Origin of the sequence: Nostoc sp. FACHB-110, assembly GCF_014697425.1 — a bacterium.
Lineage (GTDB): Bacteria > Cyanobacteriota > Cyanobacteriia > Cyanobacteriales > Nostocaceae > Nostoc_B.
In genome coordinates, this window is sequence record NZ_JACJRU010000041.1 from 1 (window position 1) to 18995 (window position 18995).

The following is an 18995-nucleotide window of genomic DNA, read 5'->3' on the forward strand; positions in this document are numbered from 1 at the left end:
ATAAATCTGCATCCACTAGGGTATCGATGCCTGCACCACCATTGACTGTATCGTTGCCTGCTCCCTGAGTAATAATGTCGTTCCCCGCGCCACCATCGATAAAATCACTGCCTGCACCACCGTTGAGGATGTCGTCGAATCCTTCACCAATGAGTTGGTCGTTCCCCGCACCACCTGTGATTTGGAAGCGTTCAATGTTGCTGTAGAATGTCCGGTTATCTGTGGTTTGATAGGAATTGCCAAATTTGCTGATGTTGGTTCCCAGACTGGAGTAATCAATGACTAAGGTGTCTGTACCGCTACCACCATCTACTTGGTCTGTGAAGCCTAACCCCGCGTTGAGGGTGTCGTCTCCGGCTCCTCCGTTGAGTTGGTTATCGTCGTTTTCGTCAGGAATTGACGTGCCGTAGCTGATGTTGTCATTGCTACTGCCTGCCGTGATGTTGCGTAAATATTCCAAGCCTCGGTAGGTATTGCCGCCAGAAAATATGGTGGCGATGGTGTTGCCGTTAATCACGAGGGTTCTACCTGTGGTATCCGCCGATAAATCCGCATCCACTAAGGTATCGATGCCTGCACCACCATCGACTGTATCGTTGCCTGCTCCTTTGGTAATGATGTCTTTGCCATCTCCACCTTGGAGGTTGTCGTTCCCCGCACCCCCATCGATGACATCATTCCCTGCACCACCGTTGAGGATGTCGTCGAATCCTTCACCAATGAGTTGGTCGTTCCCCGCACCACCTGTGATTTGGAAGCGTTCAATGTTGCTGTAGAATGTCCGGTTATCTGTGGTTTGATAGGAATTGCCAAATTTGCTGATGTTGGTTCCCAGACTGGAGTAATCAATGACTAAGGTGTCTGTACCGCTACCACCATCTACTTGGTCTGTGAAGCCTAACCCCGCGTTGAGGGTGTCGTCTCCGGCTCCTCCGTTGAGTTGGTCATTGCCACCAAGACCATTTATAATGTCATTGCCTGTAGTCCCTATAAGGATATTATCACCAGAATCACCTGTAATGACAGCCATAAATCTCTCCAGTTTCCGAATTAAAATTGTTAAAAAAGTTTGAGTCAAACTTAATTATTTTCTGTTATCAAGCAATGAGTTTTTGATAAAAAGCAGCTTAATTCAACTGTTTTTAATAGGCTAAACTAACAGTATGATCGGGCTGTTTACTTGATTGATAGAAAATGTTTGAATGCGTGAGTATCTTATCCTTAATCTCGGATAATTTACAAGCGATTATGAGATTTTAATTAATACATTATTCAGATAAAAACTATTATTTTATTCTTGTTAAGAGAATAAAATAATAGTTTAAAATCTATTGTTTTGATAAGCGTTTTACTTGTTCACCGCCCAACATTTGGTGGGCTTGGGCGAGAATTTGGGGAATTTTTACGCTGTAGGGGCTGTGGCTAAGACACTGGCGTAAATCTACTTCGGTGAGTTTATCGGCTCTGTTACCGGGGAACCAATGATTACCATTACCCAGGAGGTTGTATCGGGTTTTGGCATACTCTACTAAATCGTAAGCAGTAGCTAAATTCCAGAGCAACAAAATCATGGGAATATTTACACCACCTGGGGTATTTTCCCATTTAGGTAGGTTAGTATGCCAAGTTTTTACCCAATCTTCTCCTAAAATTGCGATCGCTTCTGCTTCTAATCTCGCCAAAATTGGGGGCAGAATTTCGGAAGATTCATCTAACAACGCTAATGTCTTCAAGTGTTCATCAAAATCTTGCGGTTTGGCTGCGCCTATACTCAATGTATGCACTTGCGAATGACTCAGGCAAAACAAATCATTAAACACCATCGGACTCAAAGGCGCGCAAAGATTTACTAATTTTGGCGGTGGGTTATACAATTGACCGCCTTTATTAGACGGGCTAATAATAAATACGCCCATATCTAAGCGGTTAGCCGCTAAAATCGCCGGCCAATTCCACTGATTAATGTAATACCAATGCAGATTTACATAATCAAATTGATTGGTGTTAATTGTTTGCAAAATTAAATCTGTATCCCCGTGGGTGGAAAAGCCAATAAACCTGACTTTGCCTTCGGCTTGCAATTGTTTTGCTACTTCTAAACAACCGCCAGGACGAAGACTATATTCTAGTAATTCTGCATTATTAATGCCATGTAAACCTAATAAGTCTACATAATCTAATCGAAGATTATGCAGCGATGTTTCAAATGTCCGACGAAATTCTTTGGCATCAGCAACAGGTGAAACTTTTGTTTGAACAATCAATTGTTCTCGTGGAAATTTGGGTAGGATTTTTCCCAATTGCATTTCCGATGTACCATAGGCACGGGCAGTTTCAATATGATTAATTCCCAGTTCAACGGCTCGATGAATGGTTGCTTCGAGATTTTTTTGGTTATCATCAGGAATTTCTGCCCAAGAAAGATCCTGCCATTTGAACTGATATCTCATACCACCGCAAGAAAACACGGGTATCTGTAATTCTGTGCGCCCAAATCGTCTGTATAGCATTCGTAGATTGTAGATTTTGGTATCAAGTCTTAGTTGAGCGATCGCTATAGTCGCCTCTTTTTAATTTCTGACACTGTTAGCATTCATCGAGTCGTCAAGTTAGTCAGTTTCTTAATTGTCAGATAGCGATTTTTTTCAGTCCTAACAGACTAATTACCATATCCTACCCACGACTAGCAAGTGAGTTTAAAAATTATCCTCAAGAATTTAGACTAACAAATCTGTTGGATCTGTTAGCCTAAAGTTTATATGACCAACTATTTCAGCAATTGCTTATTGTTTATCAAAGGTAGTTTTACACTATCAAGTTCAGTAGTTGCACCCAGTATATATCTGTTATCTAGTTAAAGACTGTAGTGGCATTGCCAAATACAGCTATTTGCTTAATATCTTTGATAGTGACCAGGAACCCAGTGTCGTCCGCGTGGAGTCCTTTCCCAATGTCCCGGAACCCACCTCTGGCGGACAACTTTACGTACTACCACATTTCTATGGTTGTTAGGTCTGACGACAATCACTTGTGCGGCTGATGCTTGCGTTTGCACCGCAGCTATGGAAAGGGGGAGTGCTAGCAGAGTTCCAGCAAGAATACGTTTGAGCATTTTCTTATTTCCTTTACTTTCTGTGAGGTGAGTTATTCAGTCATTTTTTCAAGAATTTGCCTGTTCACTGAGCAAAAAATACTTCGTAATCTTCCGATTTAAGTACGAAATGACAGTGGTATTTAGGTATAAATAATTTTCCAATTCTCAATGATATTGCTGAACAACTTACATATTCAGTTTAGGAAACTCCGCAAAAATCAGGATGTGAATAAAGTTGTAATCTTTAGATGACTTCAGCCATAAATTCATACTTGACTAAAGTCATGATCTACATCTGGCAAAAATCAGAAAAAATATAGGGGTAGGCTTTAACCTACCCCCAAGTTTACAAATTTAATTGCTCAGTACTTACGAAGTCGCATTTTGCAACTCAGCAGTGCGTATTGATAGCTGTTGTGTTTGATTACCCCGTTGGACTTTAACTTGCAAAGCTTGACCAAGGTTAGTATTTTCCACTAGGTTCTGCAACTGTTCAGCATTAGCAATTGCTAGACCATCCACTTGAACAATCACATCACCACGGCGAATACCTGCTTTAGCGGCTGGTGAGTTGGGTACAACTCGCATAACTAAAACACCGTTAACTTCAGGAATCTCAAATGTAGAGTTGGGGTCTGTGTTATTTTGTTTGGCAAGTTCGGGGGTTAAAGTAACCATTTGCACGCCTAAATAGGGGTGAGCGACTTTACCATTCCGTTCTAATTGTGTAGCGATCGCTTTAGCTTTATCAATAGGAATGGCAAAACCAATACCCATTGCATCAGCACGAATCGCAGTGTTAATTCCAATCACCTCACCACGGTCATTTAACAGCGGCCCGCCAGAGTTACCAGGGTTAATGGCTGCGTCAGTTTGAATAAAATCTAGGCGTTTGTCAGAAATCCCCACTTGCGCGCTAGAACGCTTGAGGGTGCTAACGATCCCTAATGTAACTGTATTATCAAAGCCTAACGGATTACCAACTGCGATCGCCCAGTCTCCCACTTGTACAGCATTAGAAGAACCCAAAGACGCAACGGGTAAATCTCTACCAGCGTTAATTTTTACAACTGCTAGGTCTGTTACTTCGTCAATACCTTGAACTTTGCCCTCAAAGTTACGTCCATCCTTGAGGCGAACTGTAACTTTGTCGGCTTTATCGACTACGTGGGCATTAGTCAAAATCAAACCACTTTTATCAATGATGAACCCAGAACCTAAACCGCGCAATTGTTCTGAGGGTAATTGTTGCGGAAAACTATCGCCAAAAAAGCGCCGGAAAAATGGATCTTCCATAAAAGGATCAACACGGCGAGTAATTGTACGTTCCGTATCAATTCTCACAACGGCTGGCCCCACACGATTTACCGCTGCGGTGACAAAACTACTATTACCTATAGCCACCGCCGCAGACGATTGTTTTTGAGCAATCAGTTCTGGTGCATCCCCAATTTTGTCAGAAATGGGTGCAGGTTCGGCTTGAGAAGGTAACACCCGCAGAGTGCTAACAGTGAGCAAGACTCCCAAAAATATGGCGAAAACGTGAGTAGTAAGTTGACGTATAGAACGGGGTACTTTGGAAAATCGCATAATCACAACCTAATTTTAGAAGCCTAATAGTTGTTTAGTCGTGACAAATCTATCTACAGTTATTTTTACAGCTAGGATGAAACTCTTGCGTAGTGACGTTTGCTCACTGCTTCGGGTTTCACTTTCTCCTTAATGCTGGAACTGAGGAGTGGTATCAGCTACCTATAATTCAAATTAATTGAAAATTTTACTGAATAGCTATTATGGAGATTTACCCTGATCAGGTTCGGGTATCACCCATTGAAGTAGTGTAGAGTTGACCAAAATAGCTCTACTTGCGATCGCGCATATTTGGTCAAAATGCTGCTAGTGTAGCTGTTGTGTAACCTAACATCGAGTTAGGTAAAGCTATAATTTTAAGATGAGTGATTTTAAGCGAGAAGCATGACTACAGTAGCAATTTTGCCAATCTCTGATGCTAACGGTGATAAATTTTATCGTGCGATCGCAGGAGATAAACATTCTGTCGGCAAAACTGCGGGGCAAGCTCTGGATGCATTAACTGAGCAATTGGATGAGATTGAATTCAGTGCGCTACTTATTATTCAAAGCTTTCGTTCAGACTCACTTTTCAGTGCTGAACAACAAGAACGTCTATCAGAGTTAATGAGTCTGTGGCGGTTAGCACGGGATCAAGGACAGAAATTGCTGCCAGAAAAACAAGCAGAATTAGATAGCTTGGTTGAAGCAGAACTCAAAGCAGCCACAGCCCGTACTGCTGTATGGATGCAGCAAGGGAATTCATGAATCCTTACTATACGCTGAATTTGTTTCCGTAGTTACTTAACACAATAGGAATGTTAAAACTGACCTAAGCTAAGTTATTTGTTTTAGATCAAGATGGCAGTCCACATATTCGTAGTAAATTCAACCAATTTTTTAACTTGTATTAGAAGAGGTGTAGCTGCTATCCCAAGTGCAGTTCGTCCAGATATTAATGATCAACTAATATCTAGACTTGCGTTGATAAGACGACATGACAAAATCTTGTTTTACATCACTGCTATGAAGCAGATTCATGGAGTTTATAAAGTTATAGATAAACCGTTCTATGATGAAACTCCTGTTTGGGATTCTACAGATTCTCAACTATATCCACTTCGAGGTAGTTGATAATTTTCTACATCTTGAACCGTATATATAGAAGCCGCAACAGACAACAGCCTAACAATTCAAATGCAGTGGACAGTCAATAACCGTTGATGTTGAGTTCAAAGTGCTGGCTGTAACTAATTTAAGTAGTTACCAAAAGTTTGCCAAAATTACTCTATTTGCGATCGCATTTCTCAAACAGTTATTAATCCCCATACTCTAATCCTTACTGTAGGCTAGGATTTTAGTACTACCAGTGCTTGAATAACCCATGAATGGATCAAACCGATTAACGCCAGAATCTTTGCCTATCTCTCAGCCAGCCGAAAACATTCATACTCACGACACAAATCATCATCATGGGCATGGAGAGTCTGGTCATTCTCACGTTCATAGTGAAGAGTCCTTACGAAAAATTGTGAATCGGCTGTCACGCATAGAAGGGCATATTCGCGGCATTAAAACAATGGTGCAACAAGGTAGTCCTTGTCCTGATGTGTTGTTACAGATTGCCGCAGTTCGAGGTGCTTTAGATAGGGTAGCGCGAATTGTTTTAGATGAACACTTGACTGAGTGTATTGCTAGAGCCGCCCAAGACGGCAATATAGATGTGGAAATTGAACAACTCAAGGCTGCTTTAGATAGATTTATGCCTTAACTACAGTTCAGTTAAGTAGGACTGACGTACAAAGATTTTCTGTTGCAACTGGGTGTAATGACTCTAAAAATCACAATTGAATCAGAGTTCCATCACCCCCACACCCTTACACCCTAAATCAATATTTTTGGGGCAGCAGGTAAAAAACTTCCACCTGTTAGCCACTCTCTACTCTGCCCTAACGGGGCTTGGTCGGTAATAGTACATAGTACAGCTGATAGCCGCTTAGTTAGTCTCAGTAATATTACGATATTGTTACAAAGACGATTATGTTATCACCTGATATATTTACTGGCAGTACAAATGAGTGTTTCACTGAGAATTCATAATTCCGTACTCAGAAATTTCACTAGTCTGGAGTTGGGAAAGCGATGTAGGGTTAGAAATTCCCTGAAAATTTTGTGCCTGATTTATAAGTGTTACTCTCCGCAAATTCTGAGATTTACTGTGCTGCAAATAACACAGTAGTTTTTACTTAGGTTTAATAAATTCTTAATATGTAATGCTGTACAAGTTCTGTTAATGTACGTTAACCATAAAATTTTGCAACAGTTTATACTCATAGGCTGAATGCGATTTTTAGGTTGTATGGCTATGCACATATACCAACCATTGGAAATAAGGATGAAACATGATTAGATAAATCCTGAATTTTGAGGTGAATATTTTTTCCCGCCAATTTATGCTTTAAGGCAGTTACTACGAGTCTGGAAAACTCTTTTAATGGAGGAAGCATAATCCAGAACAAAAGTAAACTCAGCTACCGCAGGATTTTTAGCTTCCTGGAGGATTTAGCAAATGTCAGAAAATGTTGACTTTCTCAACATTTCTTTAGATAATTTGAGTGGGTGTAGCGTCAAAATGAAATTAGTTCCGTATAGCAAAATACAAAACCCTAACCACAAGTTAAATGTCTGTCATGTTCGTTCCCCGTTATAAGTGGGAATACTATCTACGTATAAATGTGTGAGTACAAATCATGAGTGTGAATACGGTGCCCTCTATCAATTACTACTCTCTAGATGTAATCCAAGACGAAGCACGCCGACTGGTGCAGAAGGGGATGGTTAGCAGACAACAGCCAATATATACACTCTGCCAATACATCCCAGCGAGAGAGTGGGTTTGTGTTGAATGTGAATTAGAGAAATGCGACTTTTTATTGCGCGATCGCATTGGCGACCTCATTGGTCGTGAACAATGGGACAACGACTAACTAATCCGGCTGTGATTCCAGATTTTGGATTGGGAGTATATTTTTGGATGTTTAGAATTGACAAAGAATAATTGACCGCCCAACCTTTTGAGGTACAGTCTCTGCTTTTGAGAAATATTACCCGATCCAGAGTCTCATATATTTTCCTTCCCAAATTAAGCATTAAAGTTTGAGTTAAGCAACTTTCCTTATCAGCGTTTGCGAATTTATCGAAAAAAGTTGTTGCGTAAGTCTAGTTTCATAATTTGTAAATTTAGCCCACCGGAGCAGTAAAATTTAAAACACTGCTCCGGTAATTTTTTATATTATTTCTGCAAAAGCAACTTCTGAATGTTTGTGACCAATATTGCTAGAGACGCTGTAATGCAACGTCTCTTCAAGATAATAATTACTCTACTTGTTCTAAATACTGATTCACATCTTCAATCAATCGCGTGAGTTCAGCTTCAGTTGTTAAGCGAATGCTGACATCACGGACTGTCAGTAAGACTTTAGCCGCAAAGGGAGTAGGCCAAATATTGGGATTGCAGAATATTTCTAAAAATACTTCACCAGTGTAGCGATATTCTAGTGGCGGTTGGGGATTGATTTTAGCACCACTAGCAGCAGGTTTAGCGGAGATCGCTTTTAGACGCTCCATTAATTGAGCGATAGCCGCCTGTAATTCCCGTGCAGCTTGAGGTGAAAAACTGAAGGAGACTGAACCTTCAACTAAGTTCAATGTCAAAGGAGTAGAAGACATGAGCTTGATTACATTTTTTTGATACTTACTTATGTTACAGGAAGCTGTCCACCTGCGGCCTTTATGTGATGTCTCATAGGTGTAATAGCTTGGTTGTCTGAAATTGCTCAATAATTTATAAAAAAATTAATGAAAAATTTCTATTAATTAATGATAAAAATCTCTGGCTATTTACTTCATGATTTCTGATAAATAACTAGCTTTGTGATGCAATTAATTAGAAAAAATCTCAATAGGTTTCAATAAAATCTTGAATGGGTATAGAGAATAATTCTAATTAAGGAAAAATTGGCTCTATCACAGTTGAGTTTTAAGTTTTACACTTAGAAGTCATAGAAGGTGCTGTAAAAAATATTTATGATTGAAGATAATCGCGCTACTGTTAGAAGAGTTTTAGTTATTACCCTACTACTGAATTTATTTGTCATGGCCTTAAAAGCAGTTGTAGGTTATTGGACAGGTTCTTTAAGTTTGTTAGCTGATGCTTTACATAGTGTTACTGATAGTGCCAATAATGTTTTAGGATTATTTGCAAGTAAGTTTTCTTCTCCACATCCTGACCGCGAGCATCCTTACGGACACCAAAAATTTGAAGCTGTTGGTGCTTTAGGGATAGCAGCTTTTTTAGGTATAGCTTGCTTTGAAATTTTACAAGGAGCAATTGAGCGAATTATTAAAGGTGGTGAACCTGTGAATATTTCACCGCCTGAATTGTGGTTATTGCTCATTGTTTTAGGTGTGAATATTTTTGTGGCTTTTTACGAACGCAGAGTAGGTCGGCGTGTAGGTAGCCCAATTTTAATTGCTGATGCTACCCATACAATGAGTGATGTTTGGGTGACAATTTCTGTTATCGGTGGATTGATTGGGGTTTGGTTAGGCTATCAATGGCTCGATGTCTTTTTAGCTTTTCCTGTGGCTTTGTTGGTATTTTGGAGTGGTTGGTCAGTTTTACAAGCTAATTTGCCTTGGTTGGTAGATCAAATGGCAATTACTCCAGAAAGCATTCATACGATCGCAACTTCTGTACCTGGAGTGATCAACTGTCATGATATTGCCTCTAGAGGTCTTTTAGGTCGGCAAGTTTTTATTGAAATGCATTTGATAGTGGATGCAGCAGATGTTGCTACTGCACACCACATCACTGAAGAAGTTGAAAAAAGGCTCGAAGAACGCTTTCGTCCTGTGAGAATTATGATTCATGTCGAGCCACCAGAGTATAAATCTGAGCAGATTAGTTTTAATTAGTTTTGGTCAATAGTCATTTGTTATCGTCTCCCTCGTTGTTCTTTGCACCTGACATACACCCACAACTATGACTAATTGCGGCAGGTAGCAATTAAATTGGCAATGATTTCTACTAGTTCGGTTGGGTCAACTGGTTTAGCTACATGGGTCTGAAAACCAGCTTCTAAAGCACGGATACGATCTTCGCTATCAGCATAGGCTGTTAAAGCAACGGCTGGGACTTCTCCACCTAAATCTGGTTTAAGCGATCGCACTTTGCGGATCAGTGTGTAACCATCTTCATCAGGCATGGCGATATCACATACCAAAACTTCTGGCTGTAGCTGGCTCAGTGCTTCTAGTGCGGCGGCGGCTGATGCTACTGCTACAACATTCGCTCCATCTGCTTCTAAGACGGTAGTTACATAAAAGCGACTATCATCATCATCATCAACTACCAAGACATTTAAACCTGCCAGAAGTGGAGGAGCTTCCATACAATCTCCGTTAACTGTGAAAAAAATAGAATTTCTCAACTTTACTTGTTGTTTTTCCTCGGCAACCATACTATCTCTAATTTTACTGCGATCGCACCTGTTTTCAGGCAAAATATATTTATTTACTTGACTATTTTGGCAATTTACCATTTCCTACTAGCTGGCAACTTCAATTACTAGCTTAATTGAATTTTGTCAATATTTATATCCATACAAAATAAATTACACTGTAGTTAATAATATGTCTAATGGGTCATCATTATACAGTTGATTATTCTCTAACTAAAGGTGTATTTCTGAAGATATAACTCTATGTCTTAGTGGGGAAAAACTTGTAATTTATTTAAATGCTATTTTAAGACATATAGCAATCCTATCTGAGTTGTGAAACAATATTCTTTTTAACGAACCACAAAGAACGCAAAGAACACAAAGAAGGAGAAAAAACCGAAGAAAGAGAATTTCACAAATGATTTAGGATTGCTCTAAATTTGTTGCCATAACTCTATGTTTATCTTTTGACGAATAAGCTTTTCAATCAAAGAAAATTGATTATCATACTTTTGATATATAAAATATTACTTATGAATTAACATTGAAATCAAATATTTATTGTTCGACAAATTTATCATCTTCAATAATTAAATTCTGCATGAGAGTGACACTATTTGATGATAGAGGCTAGTAATTGCTTTAGGGGCATTTTTTGATAAATTCATCTATCTTAATGTTTTTGTAAATTCATATTAATATTTTGAGATTTAAATTAAAATATAATTTTATAAAAGATAATATCTTTTTAAGTTTTATCAGAAAAAGTTAGGTTCAAAACCTCGCCCCTAGTGGGCGCAAAAATCCTTATTTCCCAAGGTAGGTAAAAACCCCACCCCTTGTGGGTGGCTTAGTTTAATTGCGAATTGCGTTAGCGAGCCTGCGATAGCGAAGCGTTAGCGAATCTTTGAGCGTCGGAACGAGCGTCGCGTCATTGCGAATTGCGAATTGCGAATTGGTTTTATGTGGTGCTGATCCTGATATTGCCTGAGATTATTTCGAGGATACCGAGCCTCAATGATATAGCAGCCCTGAATCCTACCCCAAAACATCTATTTCTTTTCCTCGCTACCTGTTCCCTAGCTTGATGAATAAATTTGTCAATCAAATAAGTTTGCCACCGATATACAGTGAAATGAGTTTCTCAAATATATTCCTTTAGGGGTATTGACAAACTATTATCACCCAAAAGATATAAAAATATGTTATCTATCGGTATTGTGTGGCTAGTTATATTTTGAAACCAATCACTATTACTGATTGGTAGAAACAATTTAAAGCTTCATCACTGGTTAGCTAGATATTGTGATTTTTCCTGATGCTGTAACTAATTAGTCATGGTGCAACCGCCGACCCTATTAATTATCGACGATTCCCCGGAAGACCGCGAGCTTTATCGTCGTTATCTAATGCAAAATCAGGTATACAACTATACGATTTTAGAATCGGAGTTAGGAAACAAAGGTTTAGAGATATATCATCAATTTCGACCGGATTGTATTTTATTAGATTTTTTACTGCCAGATATGAATGGATTAGAATTTCTGGCAGAATTACAGACATTAGCACCATCACTTATGCCGGCTGTCGTCATGGTAACTGGGTATGGCAATGAAACTGTAGCTGTTCAGGCAATGAAAAGTGGAGCTTATGACTATTTGGTAAAGGAACAGACAACGGCTGAACGTTTGCAATCTACGATTAATTCAGCAGTTGCTCAAGTGAAGTTACGCCAAGAACTGCAAAAAAGTGAAGCACGCTTACAACAAACGCAAAAGTTTGTTGAACGTATAGCCGAAACAATACCTGGGATTATATATGTCTACGATGTGTTAGAACAGCGCAGTATCTATCTCAATGGTCAAGTTCAGAGTTTGCTTGGTTACACTGTCGAGCAAATTCAAGATTCAGAAGGGAAGTTATTAATCCAGTTAATCCATCCAGAAGATTTACCGCTTTTTTATACACACCTAACAGAATTCACCAATGTTCAAGATGGTGAAATTCGAGAGTTGGAGTATAGAGTGCAGAATGCCGATGGCCAATGGCGTTGGTTTTTTAGTCGAGATACTATATTCATGAGGGATGATGATGGTTCGCCGCGTCAGATAGTGGGAACTAGCTACGATATTACTACCCGCAAACAAACTGAAGAACAGTTACGCCTCAGCAATGAGCGTTTTCAATTAGCTGCGGCCGCAGTGAACTGTCTGATATATGATTGGGACATTCAATCAGGTGTGGTTGAACGGACGGAAGGATTAACTCGACTTTTTGGTTACACTCCTCAAGAAGCAGACGCAACTTTTGATTGGTGGAAAGAAAAGATTCATCCTGAAGATATTGAACGTATGGCTCGTGAATTCGAGAATATAGCTGCTGACAATAACTACTATACTTTTGAATATAGAGTCAGGGATAAAAATAATGAATATCGGTATGTGCTAGACCAAGGAGTGATTACACGCGATCGCAACGGGCAGATGATTAGAGCAGTCGGCAGTACCACAGATATCAGCGATCGCAAACATCAAGAAGCGGCTCTGCGTCAAACCGATACCAAGTTTCGCAGAATCATAGAATCTAATATAGTGGGCGTTTATTTTGGTGACTTTAGTGGTCGCATTTATGAAGCCAATGACGCTTTTTTAGAAATGTTAGGTTACACCCCCACAGACCTAGAAGCAGGAAATGTGCGTTGGGATTTGATGTCGCCGCCAGAATACCAATCTCTTGATGAGCAAAAAATCTACGAATTGCAGCTGCATGGGGCTTGTACTCCCTTTGAAAAAGAATATATTCGCAAAGATGGTACACGCGTACCAGTTCTCTTAGCCATTGCACGGATTGATAATACAGATCAAGAAGGTTATAGCGTCTGCTTTGTATTGGATCTGACTCAAAGCAAACTCATAGAAGCAGAACGTCAGCAGCTGTTACAACTAGAAAAAACAGCCCGTGCAGAAGCAGAAGCAGCAAATCGCACCAAAGATGAGTTTGTGGCGATGGTATCTCATGATTTGCGATCGCCTCTCAATGCAATTTTAGGCTGGACACAACTGTTACGGACTAGAGAATTTGATCAACAAAGCATTCACCGCGCCCTGGAAACGATTGAACGCAACGCTCAATCTCAGGCAAAACTTCTAGAAGACTTGCTGAATATGTCAAAGATTCTGCGCGGAAAGTTGCAGTTAGATTTGAGACAAATTAGTTTAGCCGCGATTGTGGGAGCAGCCATCCAAGCTGTTTACCCAGAAGCGAATACTAAAAATATTCGTCTGATCTCTGCAATTGATCAAGCTAGACCACTCATGATAGGTGATAGCGATCGCCTGCTACAAATTTTGGGCAATTTACTTTCCAATGCCATCAAATTTACCCCAGCAGGCGGGCAAATCGAAGTGAAACTTCTGCACTATGAAAATACTGCTGAAATCAGCGTCAGTGATACAGGTATTGGCATTACTCCAGAATTTCTACCTTACGTATTTGAACGCTACCGTCAAGATGATCGCATTCCCACAAAAGGTGGCTTGGGATTGGGTTTAGCAATTACTCAGCATTTAGTAGAACTACATGGAGGGACAATTCAAGCTACTAGTCGCGGTGAAAATCAAGGTGCTACTTTTACTATCAAATTACCATTACTGCCAAATTTGCTCAAAACCCCGATAAATTAGTCAATTTTAGTTGCCTTACCCTGCTTCATTTTCAGGTTGATACATTTAGGGATGCAGAAGCAGCAAGAAAAATGATTTGGCTCAAGAATTGAGTGAAATAACATTACAACTCTAATTTACTCATCGACAAATACATCTATCAAAAGTATCTATCCATAGCATAGTAAACATTAAGTAAAGTTTAAGGCTGCAATTTTGTTACCAAAGATACAGTAATCATTGGCAATTGACTTTTGAATACATAAAGACCTTTGTTATGGTTTAGGTTGACTCTAAATAAAGCTCTTTCAAAGTTTTAAGCATAGGGATCATCCCATTTCTAAGTTAAACCTACTTTATAGTAAATTTATATATCCAAAGTGGGATGGTAAGATCACATATAAATTAGGATAATTAATCAAGCCATAGCAAAAGTTTATTAGCTAAAGTTTTCGTTAAGAATATCAGCCAATATTCCGGCTGTTTGTTACGTTGGTGAGAGCCAAAATTTTAGGTTAAACTAACAGTCCTACCAAAATAAACATCAATTAAATCCAGGGGATTAACAATGCAGACAGTACACAAGATTTACTGCCCAAATTGTGGTAGTAATGCAGAGCGTTATTATATTTTGGACAGCGAATTAACACGTACCCAATGCTCAAGTTGTGATTACTTGATGATTAGTTGCACGCGCACTGGTAAAGTAGTTGAAGCTTATGCCCCAGGAATTCAACTAAGTAAAAGATAAAAAGTAAAAAGGCAAAAATGATGAAGTATGTGTAAGTTAATTTCAGACTTCAGAATTCAATTTACTTTTTATTCATTCTCAATTGTCCACAAGCAGCATCAGCTTCTAAACCGCGAGAATAACGCACACTCACAGCAATGTTTTTTTGTTGAAGAATGTTGACAAAAGCTTGAATGCGATCGCGGCTAGGGCGTTGATAATCCACTTCTTCAATTGGATTATAAGGAATCAAGTTAACATGACTTTGGAAGCCGCGCAGATGTTGTGCTAATTCTAAGGCGTGTTCTGGCAAATCGTTCACACCAGCCAGCAAGATATATTCAAAAGTTACACGGCGGCCTGTAATTGCTACATATTCCCGACATTCCGCCAGTAAATCTTCTAAAGGATAGGGGCGCGCACTAGGGATGAGTTGTTCTCTGAGGGCTTGATTTGGGGCGTGGAGACTGACTGCTAGAGTAACTTGCAAATGATGTTGGGCAAATTGACGAATACGATCGCGGATTCCGACTGTAGAAACCGTTAGCATCCTCTGTCCGATACCCACATCTTGATTTAAGGATGTGAGGGCGGCTAAGACATTATCTGTATTTAGCAACGGTTCACCCATACCCATGAACACAACATTGCTAACTCGTTCTTGAAAATCCTCTTGTACAGTTAATACCTGATCGACAATTTCGTGACGGTCGAGGTTGCGTTTATAGCCACCTTTCCCTGTGGCGCAGAAATCGCAAGCCATCGGACAACCCACCTGGGTAGAAACACAGACAGTTAATCGCTTATCGGCGGGAATACCTACAGTTTCGATAATCTGCCCATCAGCTAGTTGCAGCAGATATTTGACTGTACCATCTGGTGCAACTTTGCGGTAATGGATGGTAGAACGACCAATGGGGATATCTGCGATTTCTGCACGCCATTGTTTTGGAAAAACGGAAATATCAGCAAGCGATCGCACTTGCTGATGATAAATCCAATCATGTAACTGTTTACCTCGGTAAGCTGGTTGTCCCTGCTGCTTTACCCAAGCAGTTAACTCGCTAACCGAAGCACCGAGTAAAGGAGGAATTGCTAAATTTTGCGTAGCGGGTGAGTCAACTTGAGAAATTGATGGCGTAGCAGACATAGAAAAAGACTTACGAGTTGAGATATGGATCTCTATCCTAAGCTTTTACGCCCAGAAATTACATAGAGGAATCTGATTTGATTAATGAATATATTTTAGGAAGGAAACAGGAAACAGGGAAGCAGCCAGTTTGAGGGGGTACTGAGTTTTTTCCCAAATCAAATATGAGTCCTAATATTTACTTTTTAGTAACCACTGACATACTTAACTACTCGGTCTGTTTGAATAACCCGACCATTTTTGACAATCTCAAGGTTTGCACCATTAACTACATATTCATAGTTTTTATTCGGGGCCACGTATCCCGTACCTTCTTCTGAGTAAGCAGGAAGAGAACGGATACCTTTACCAGTTGATTTAGAAATTCCCGTATAAAATAAATTGCCGTTTTTATTACAAATATGGATGTAAAAATTAGTAGTTTCAAAATAAGCTTCTAACCTTCCTCCACCTGCATAGCGAGGACAAACAGAAGTTTTGGCAATTATTTGACTATTGACTGCTGAAACTGGAGTAGATTCTAGTTGTGCCGCACTCGCAGATGAAGTTCCGGCAATTCCAGTTAATAGTGAAGCTGCGCCACAAGTTGCAGCTAAAATTAAGGAAAATGATTTATTTTGGATCTGTTGAAAGTTGGTCATAGTAGAACTCTGAAGTTTGATTATTCTAAGCTTCAAACTCAACGGACAATTTTTCGGAATGGAAGAAAAAAATTTTTGATGGCGATCGCCCAGGATAGAATCATTCATCATAGAGATACCACACGAGATACGTTATAAGTAGTATTCCCGTGGGTATCGGTAATCTTACATCTGTCAACAACTCAAAAACTAACCAAATGTTGTGCTGTTCCAGCCCCACATTGCACCTTTCGCATCGGCAAATTCTATGTAAATGCGATTTTGGGGTACGCCTAAAGCTTGATTAATTTGTTGACAAAAATCCTGACTCATTGCTTGGGTTTGGTCTGCCTTCATGGAACCAATACTTTTAATTTCGATATAACAAACTGGGTCTGTCGTCCCGGCAAAAGTCATAGGAACATCTGCTTCAAACGCTGTCATTACATAAGATTCTGGCTTACCTAAATGTTTGGCTAACTTCCCTGACAAACTTTTTAGCATTGTCTCAACTTCAGCTTTTGCAGGCGCAGATACAGAAGTTTGTACTTTAATTAATGGCATAGCACTGAATTAGAGATTTACATTGTTCAGTTTATCGAAGTAGGTTGTCGTTGGTCATTTGTGATTCGTTTGACTAACCACGAAATAAATGATGATATTCAGGATTATATAAATGCGATCGCCCGTTTGTTGCCTTCAGTGCCGGACTAATTATATAAAGTGTGGTACGAATGAGATTTTCTTGCTGGGTGCATTCCGCCATTTGGTTAAGGGGGACAACGCGAATTTTTTCATCAGGCCAACCTATGCGGAAGCAAATAGCCACAGGCGTATCACTCGGGTAATGTTCGAGTAATTTAGCTTGGGCATTTTCGATGTGCCGCGCACTCAGGTATAAGCATAAACTAGCTTGATGGGCTGCGAGGCTAGTTAACTCTTCTGTGGCGGGGACTTCGGTACGTCCACTGATGCGCGTCAGGATGATAGTTTGGACTAAATCGGGAACTGTTAACTCTACCTTGAGTTTGGCGGCGGCTGCTTGAAACGCGCTAATTCCGGGGACGACTTCAAAAGGAATATCCGCCTCAGCTAACATTTGCATTTGTTCGTGAACTGCACTGTAGAGACTAGGATCGCCAGAGTGGAGACGCACAAGAGATTTTTGTTGCGATCGCACCCGTTCCACCATCAACGCTACAATCTCTTCTAAAGTCTGATTTGCAGTCGGAATAATTTCCGCATCCACTCGGCACAAACTTAAAATTTGTTCAGGCACTAAAGAATCTGCAAATAAAATTACATCTGCCTGAGATAACAACTTTTGCGCCTTAACCGTTAATAAATCTGGGTCTCCCGGCCCTGCCCCCACAATATAAACTGCTGTTTTGATAGAATTTGGATGAGTTTCCATACAAACACTTAAATATTTTTTACGTATTTACCCGTAAATCAAAAAATCTCAAAAAAAATTTTGGGCATTTTCTCAGTAACCTTCCGGATTAACCCCCTAACTAGAGAAGAATGGAATGGTAGATGCACCCTGGTTAAGCCCTAGAGTAAAATCTGGGGCATTTTTTATTATTTAAAAGTGCTGAGTCAAAATACCAGGTTTTATCAAGACTCCCCATTCCCTACTCTCTGCCTAATCAGTAGTTGCAACCACATCAGGCAATGGGCGTTTACGATAATACAACCAAGCTAACCCAGATAACCCAGCAATAATACCCGTTAAACTCACCACTTGGGCAATTCTCAACGGCCCCAGCATTAAACTATCAGTGCGTAAACCTTCAATCCAAAAGCGACCTGTGCTGTAGGCGGTTAAATAAACCATAATTAAAGTGCCGATTTTGAGGCGTATTTTCCCCATCACGCCTCGGAAAAATAAATTTAGTAGCAAAGCAAACACCATCAAATCCCACAAAGATTCATACAAAAAAGTGGGATGGAAGTATTCAAAATTCACCAATTCTGGAGGGCGGCGTTCTAGGGGAATAAATAGCTTCCAAGGTAAATTTGTCGGACGACCAAACGCTTCCGAGTTAAAGAAATTGCCCCACCGCCCGATCGCTTGTCCTAAAATCAACGAAGGTGCAACTAAATCTGCAAGTTGCCAAAAAGAAACCCGCTTGAGTCTGGCAAAAATTAAAGCGGCTAAAGTTCCACCAATAATTGCACCGTGAATAGCAATACCGCCTTCCCAAATAGCGATAATCTTCTCTGGACGTTTGGCATATTCCGCCCATTCAAACAAAACATAATATAGTCGTGCTGCGGGAATTGCCCCAAGCACCAGCCAAATTGACAAATCACTCAGCAACTCTGGATTAACATTTCGGCGTTTTGCCAAATACTGAGACAGGCTGACACCAATTAACACCGCCGAAGCAATCAATAAGCCATACCAGCGAATAGTTAATGGGCCAATTTTCACCAAAATCGGGCCTGGGGAAGTAAATTGAAATGCCAACGGCAAAGAAGAAATATCTAGTACCATGCAGAAGTACCTAGTTAACTACAGTATTTAGCTTGGGCAGCTAACATCCTATAAATAATAGGGGAGTTTTGTACATAAACCATTAGAGCAGGTTTTGTTTGTCAAGAAAAATCTCATCCTATTCTGGCGCAAAGTCATCAGTCACAGAATTTTATTGTTTTTTTTG

18 protein-coding genes are annotated in these 18995 nt (G+C 39.9%); 7 read left to right on the plus strand and 11 right to left on the minus strand.

Going from position 1 to position 18995, the window contains the following annotated elements:
* The 4 genes from H6G69_RS34520 to H6G69_RS26750 form a co-directional block, all read right to left on the minus strand.
* A partial coding sequence (locus H6G69_RS34520) for a calcium-binding protein (protein WP_190692150.1) occupies window positions 1–1030 on the minus strand: 1030 nt, incomplete at its 3' end.
* Window positions 1031–1328: 298 nt separating this feature from the next.
* The gene (locus H6G69_RS26740) at window positions 1329–2510 is read right to left on the minus strand and encodes an aldo/keto reductase (RefSeq protein ID WP_190692151.1); all 1182 of its coding nucleotides are present in this window, start codon (window positions 2508–2510) and stop codon (window positions 1329–1331) included.
* Between the two features lie 383 nt (window positions 2511–2893).
* Window positions 2894–3112 carry a YXWGXW repeat-containing protein gene (locus H6G69_RS26745; RefSeq protein WP_190692152.1) on the minus strand — a complete coding sequence of 73 codons (219 nt, stop codon included), beginning with the start codon at window positions 3110–3112 and terminating at the stop codon, window positions 2894–2896.
* Between the two features lie 351 nt (window positions 3113–3463).
* Window positions 3464–4684 (minus strand): HhoA/HhoB/HtrA family serine endopeptidase, encoded by a 1221-nt coding sequence (locus tag H6G69_RS26750; protein ID WP_190692153.1) that lies wholly within the window; start codon window positions 4682–4684, stop codon window positions 3464–3466.
* A 384-nt stretch (window positions 4685–5068) separates the two neighbouring features.
* Here H6G69_RS26750 and H6G69_RS26755 point away from each other — a divergent pair, with 384 nt between their 5' ends.
* The 4 genes from H6G69_RS26755 to H6G69_RS26770 all read left to right on the plus strand — a co-directional run bounded on the left by H6G69_RS26755 (window position 5069) and on the right by H6G69_RS26770 (window position 7650).
* On the plus strand, window positions 5069–5431 hold the full coding sequence (locus H6G69_RS26755) for a hypothetical protein (protein WP_190692154.1): 363 nt from the start codon (window positions 5069–5071) through the stop codon (window positions 5429–5431).
* A gap of 616 nt (window positions 5432–6047) precedes the next feature.
* On the plus strand, window positions 6048–6434 hold the full coding sequence (locus H6G69_RS26760) for a metal-sensitive transcriptional regulator (RefSeq protein WP_190692155.1): 387 nt from the start codon (window positions 6048–6050) through the stop codon (window positions 6432–6434).
* Window positions 6435–7232: 798 nt separating this feature from the next.
* Window positions 7233–7373, plus strand: a complete 141-nt coding sequence (locus H6G69_RS26765; protein ID WP_190692156.1) for a hypothetical protein — start codon at window positions 7233–7235, stop codon at window positions 7371–7373.
* A 40-nt stretch (window positions 7374–7413) separates the two neighbouring features.
* Complete coding sequence (locus tag H6G69_RS26770; RefSeq protein ID WP_062297131.1) at window positions 7414–7650, plus strand: DUF4327 family protein; 237 nt, start codon at window positions 7414–7416, stop codon at window positions 7648–7650.
* 388 nt (window positions 7651–8038) lie between these two features.
* Here the strand turns inward: H6G69_RS26770 and H6G69_RS26775 are convergent, their stop codons facing one another.
* On the minus strand, window positions 8039–8392 hold the full coding sequence (locus tag H6G69_RS26775; RefSeq protein WP_190692157.1) for a hypothetical protein: 354 nt from the start codon (window positions 8390–8392) through the stop codon (window positions 8039–8041).
* Between the two features lie 357 nt (window positions 8393–8749).
* Between H6G69_RS26775 and H6G69_RS26780 the strand changes: the two genes are divergently transcribed.
* Entirely contained in the window at window positions 8750–9640 is an 891-nt protein-coding gene (locus tag H6G69_RS26780) for a cation diffusion facilitator family transporter (protein ID WP_190692158.1), read from the plus strand.
* A 71-nt stretch (window positions 9641–9711) separates the two neighbouring features.
* Here H6G69_RS26780 and H6G69_RS26785 read toward each other — a convergent pair whose 3' ends face one another.
* Entirely contained in the window at window positions 9712–10116 is a 405-nt protein-coding gene (locus tag H6G69_RS26785) for a response regulator (protein WP_190692194.1), read from the minus strand.
* A gap of 1388 nt (window positions 10117–11504) precedes the next feature.
* On the opposite strand from H6G69_RS26785, the gene H6G69_RS26790 reads away from it, so the two are divergent.
* Window positions 11505–13850 carry a PAS domain-containing protein gene (locus H6G69_RS26790; protein ID WP_190692159.1) on the plus strand — a complete coding sequence of 782 codons (2346 nt, stop codon included), beginning with the start codon at window positions 11505–11507 and terminating at the stop codon, window positions 13848–13850.
* 547 nt (window positions 13851–14397) lie between these two features.
* The gene (locus H6G69_RS34170) at window positions 14398–14580 is read left to right on the plus strand and encodes a replication restart DNA helicase PriA (protein ID WP_242072192.1); all 183 of its coding nucleotides are present in this window, start codon (window positions 14398–14400) and stop codon (window positions 14578–14580) included.
* 61 nt (window positions 14581–14641) lie between these two features.
* Here the strand turns inward: H6G69_RS34170 and rlmN are convergent, their stop codons facing one another.
* The 5 genes from rlmN to lgt all read right to left on the minus strand — a co-directional run bounded on the left by rlmN (window position 14642) and on the right by lgt (window position 18829).
* Window positions 14642–15709, minus strand: coding sequence for a 23S rRNA (adenine(2503)-C(2))-methyltransferase RlmN (gene rlmN, locus H6G69_RS26795; protein WP_190692160.1), 1068 nt, complete (start codon window positions 15707–15709; stop codon window positions 14642–14644).
* A 185-nt stretch (window positions 15710–15894) separates the two neighbouring features.
* Window positions 15895–16461 (minus strand): hypothetical protein, encoded by a 567-nt coding sequence (locus tag H6G69_RS26800; RefSeq protein ID WP_242072193.1) that lies wholly within the window; start codon window positions 16459–16461, stop codon window positions 15895–15897.
* A gap of 78 nt (window positions 16462–16539) precedes the next feature.
* The gene (locus H6G69_RS26805; protein ID WP_190692161.1) at window positions 16540–16893 is read right to left on the minus strand and encodes a phenylpyruvate tautomerase MIF-related protein; all 354 of its coding nucleotides are present in this window, start codon (window positions 16891–16893) and stop codon (window positions 16540–16542) included.
* 73 nt (window positions 16894–16966) lie between these two features.
* Window positions 16967–17743, minus strand: coding sequence for a precorrin-4 C(11)-methyltransferase (cobM, locus tag H6G69_RS26810; protein WP_190692162.1), 777 nt, complete (start codon window positions 17741–17743; stop codon window positions 16967–16969).
* A gap of 231 nt (window positions 17744–17974) precedes the next feature.
* Entirely contained in the window at window positions 17975–18829 is an 855-nt protein-coding gene (gene lgt / locus H6G69_RS26815; protein ID WP_190692163.1) for a prolipoprotein diacylglyceryl transferase, read from the minus strand.
* Between the last annotated feature and the right edge of the window lie 166 nt (window positions 18830–18995).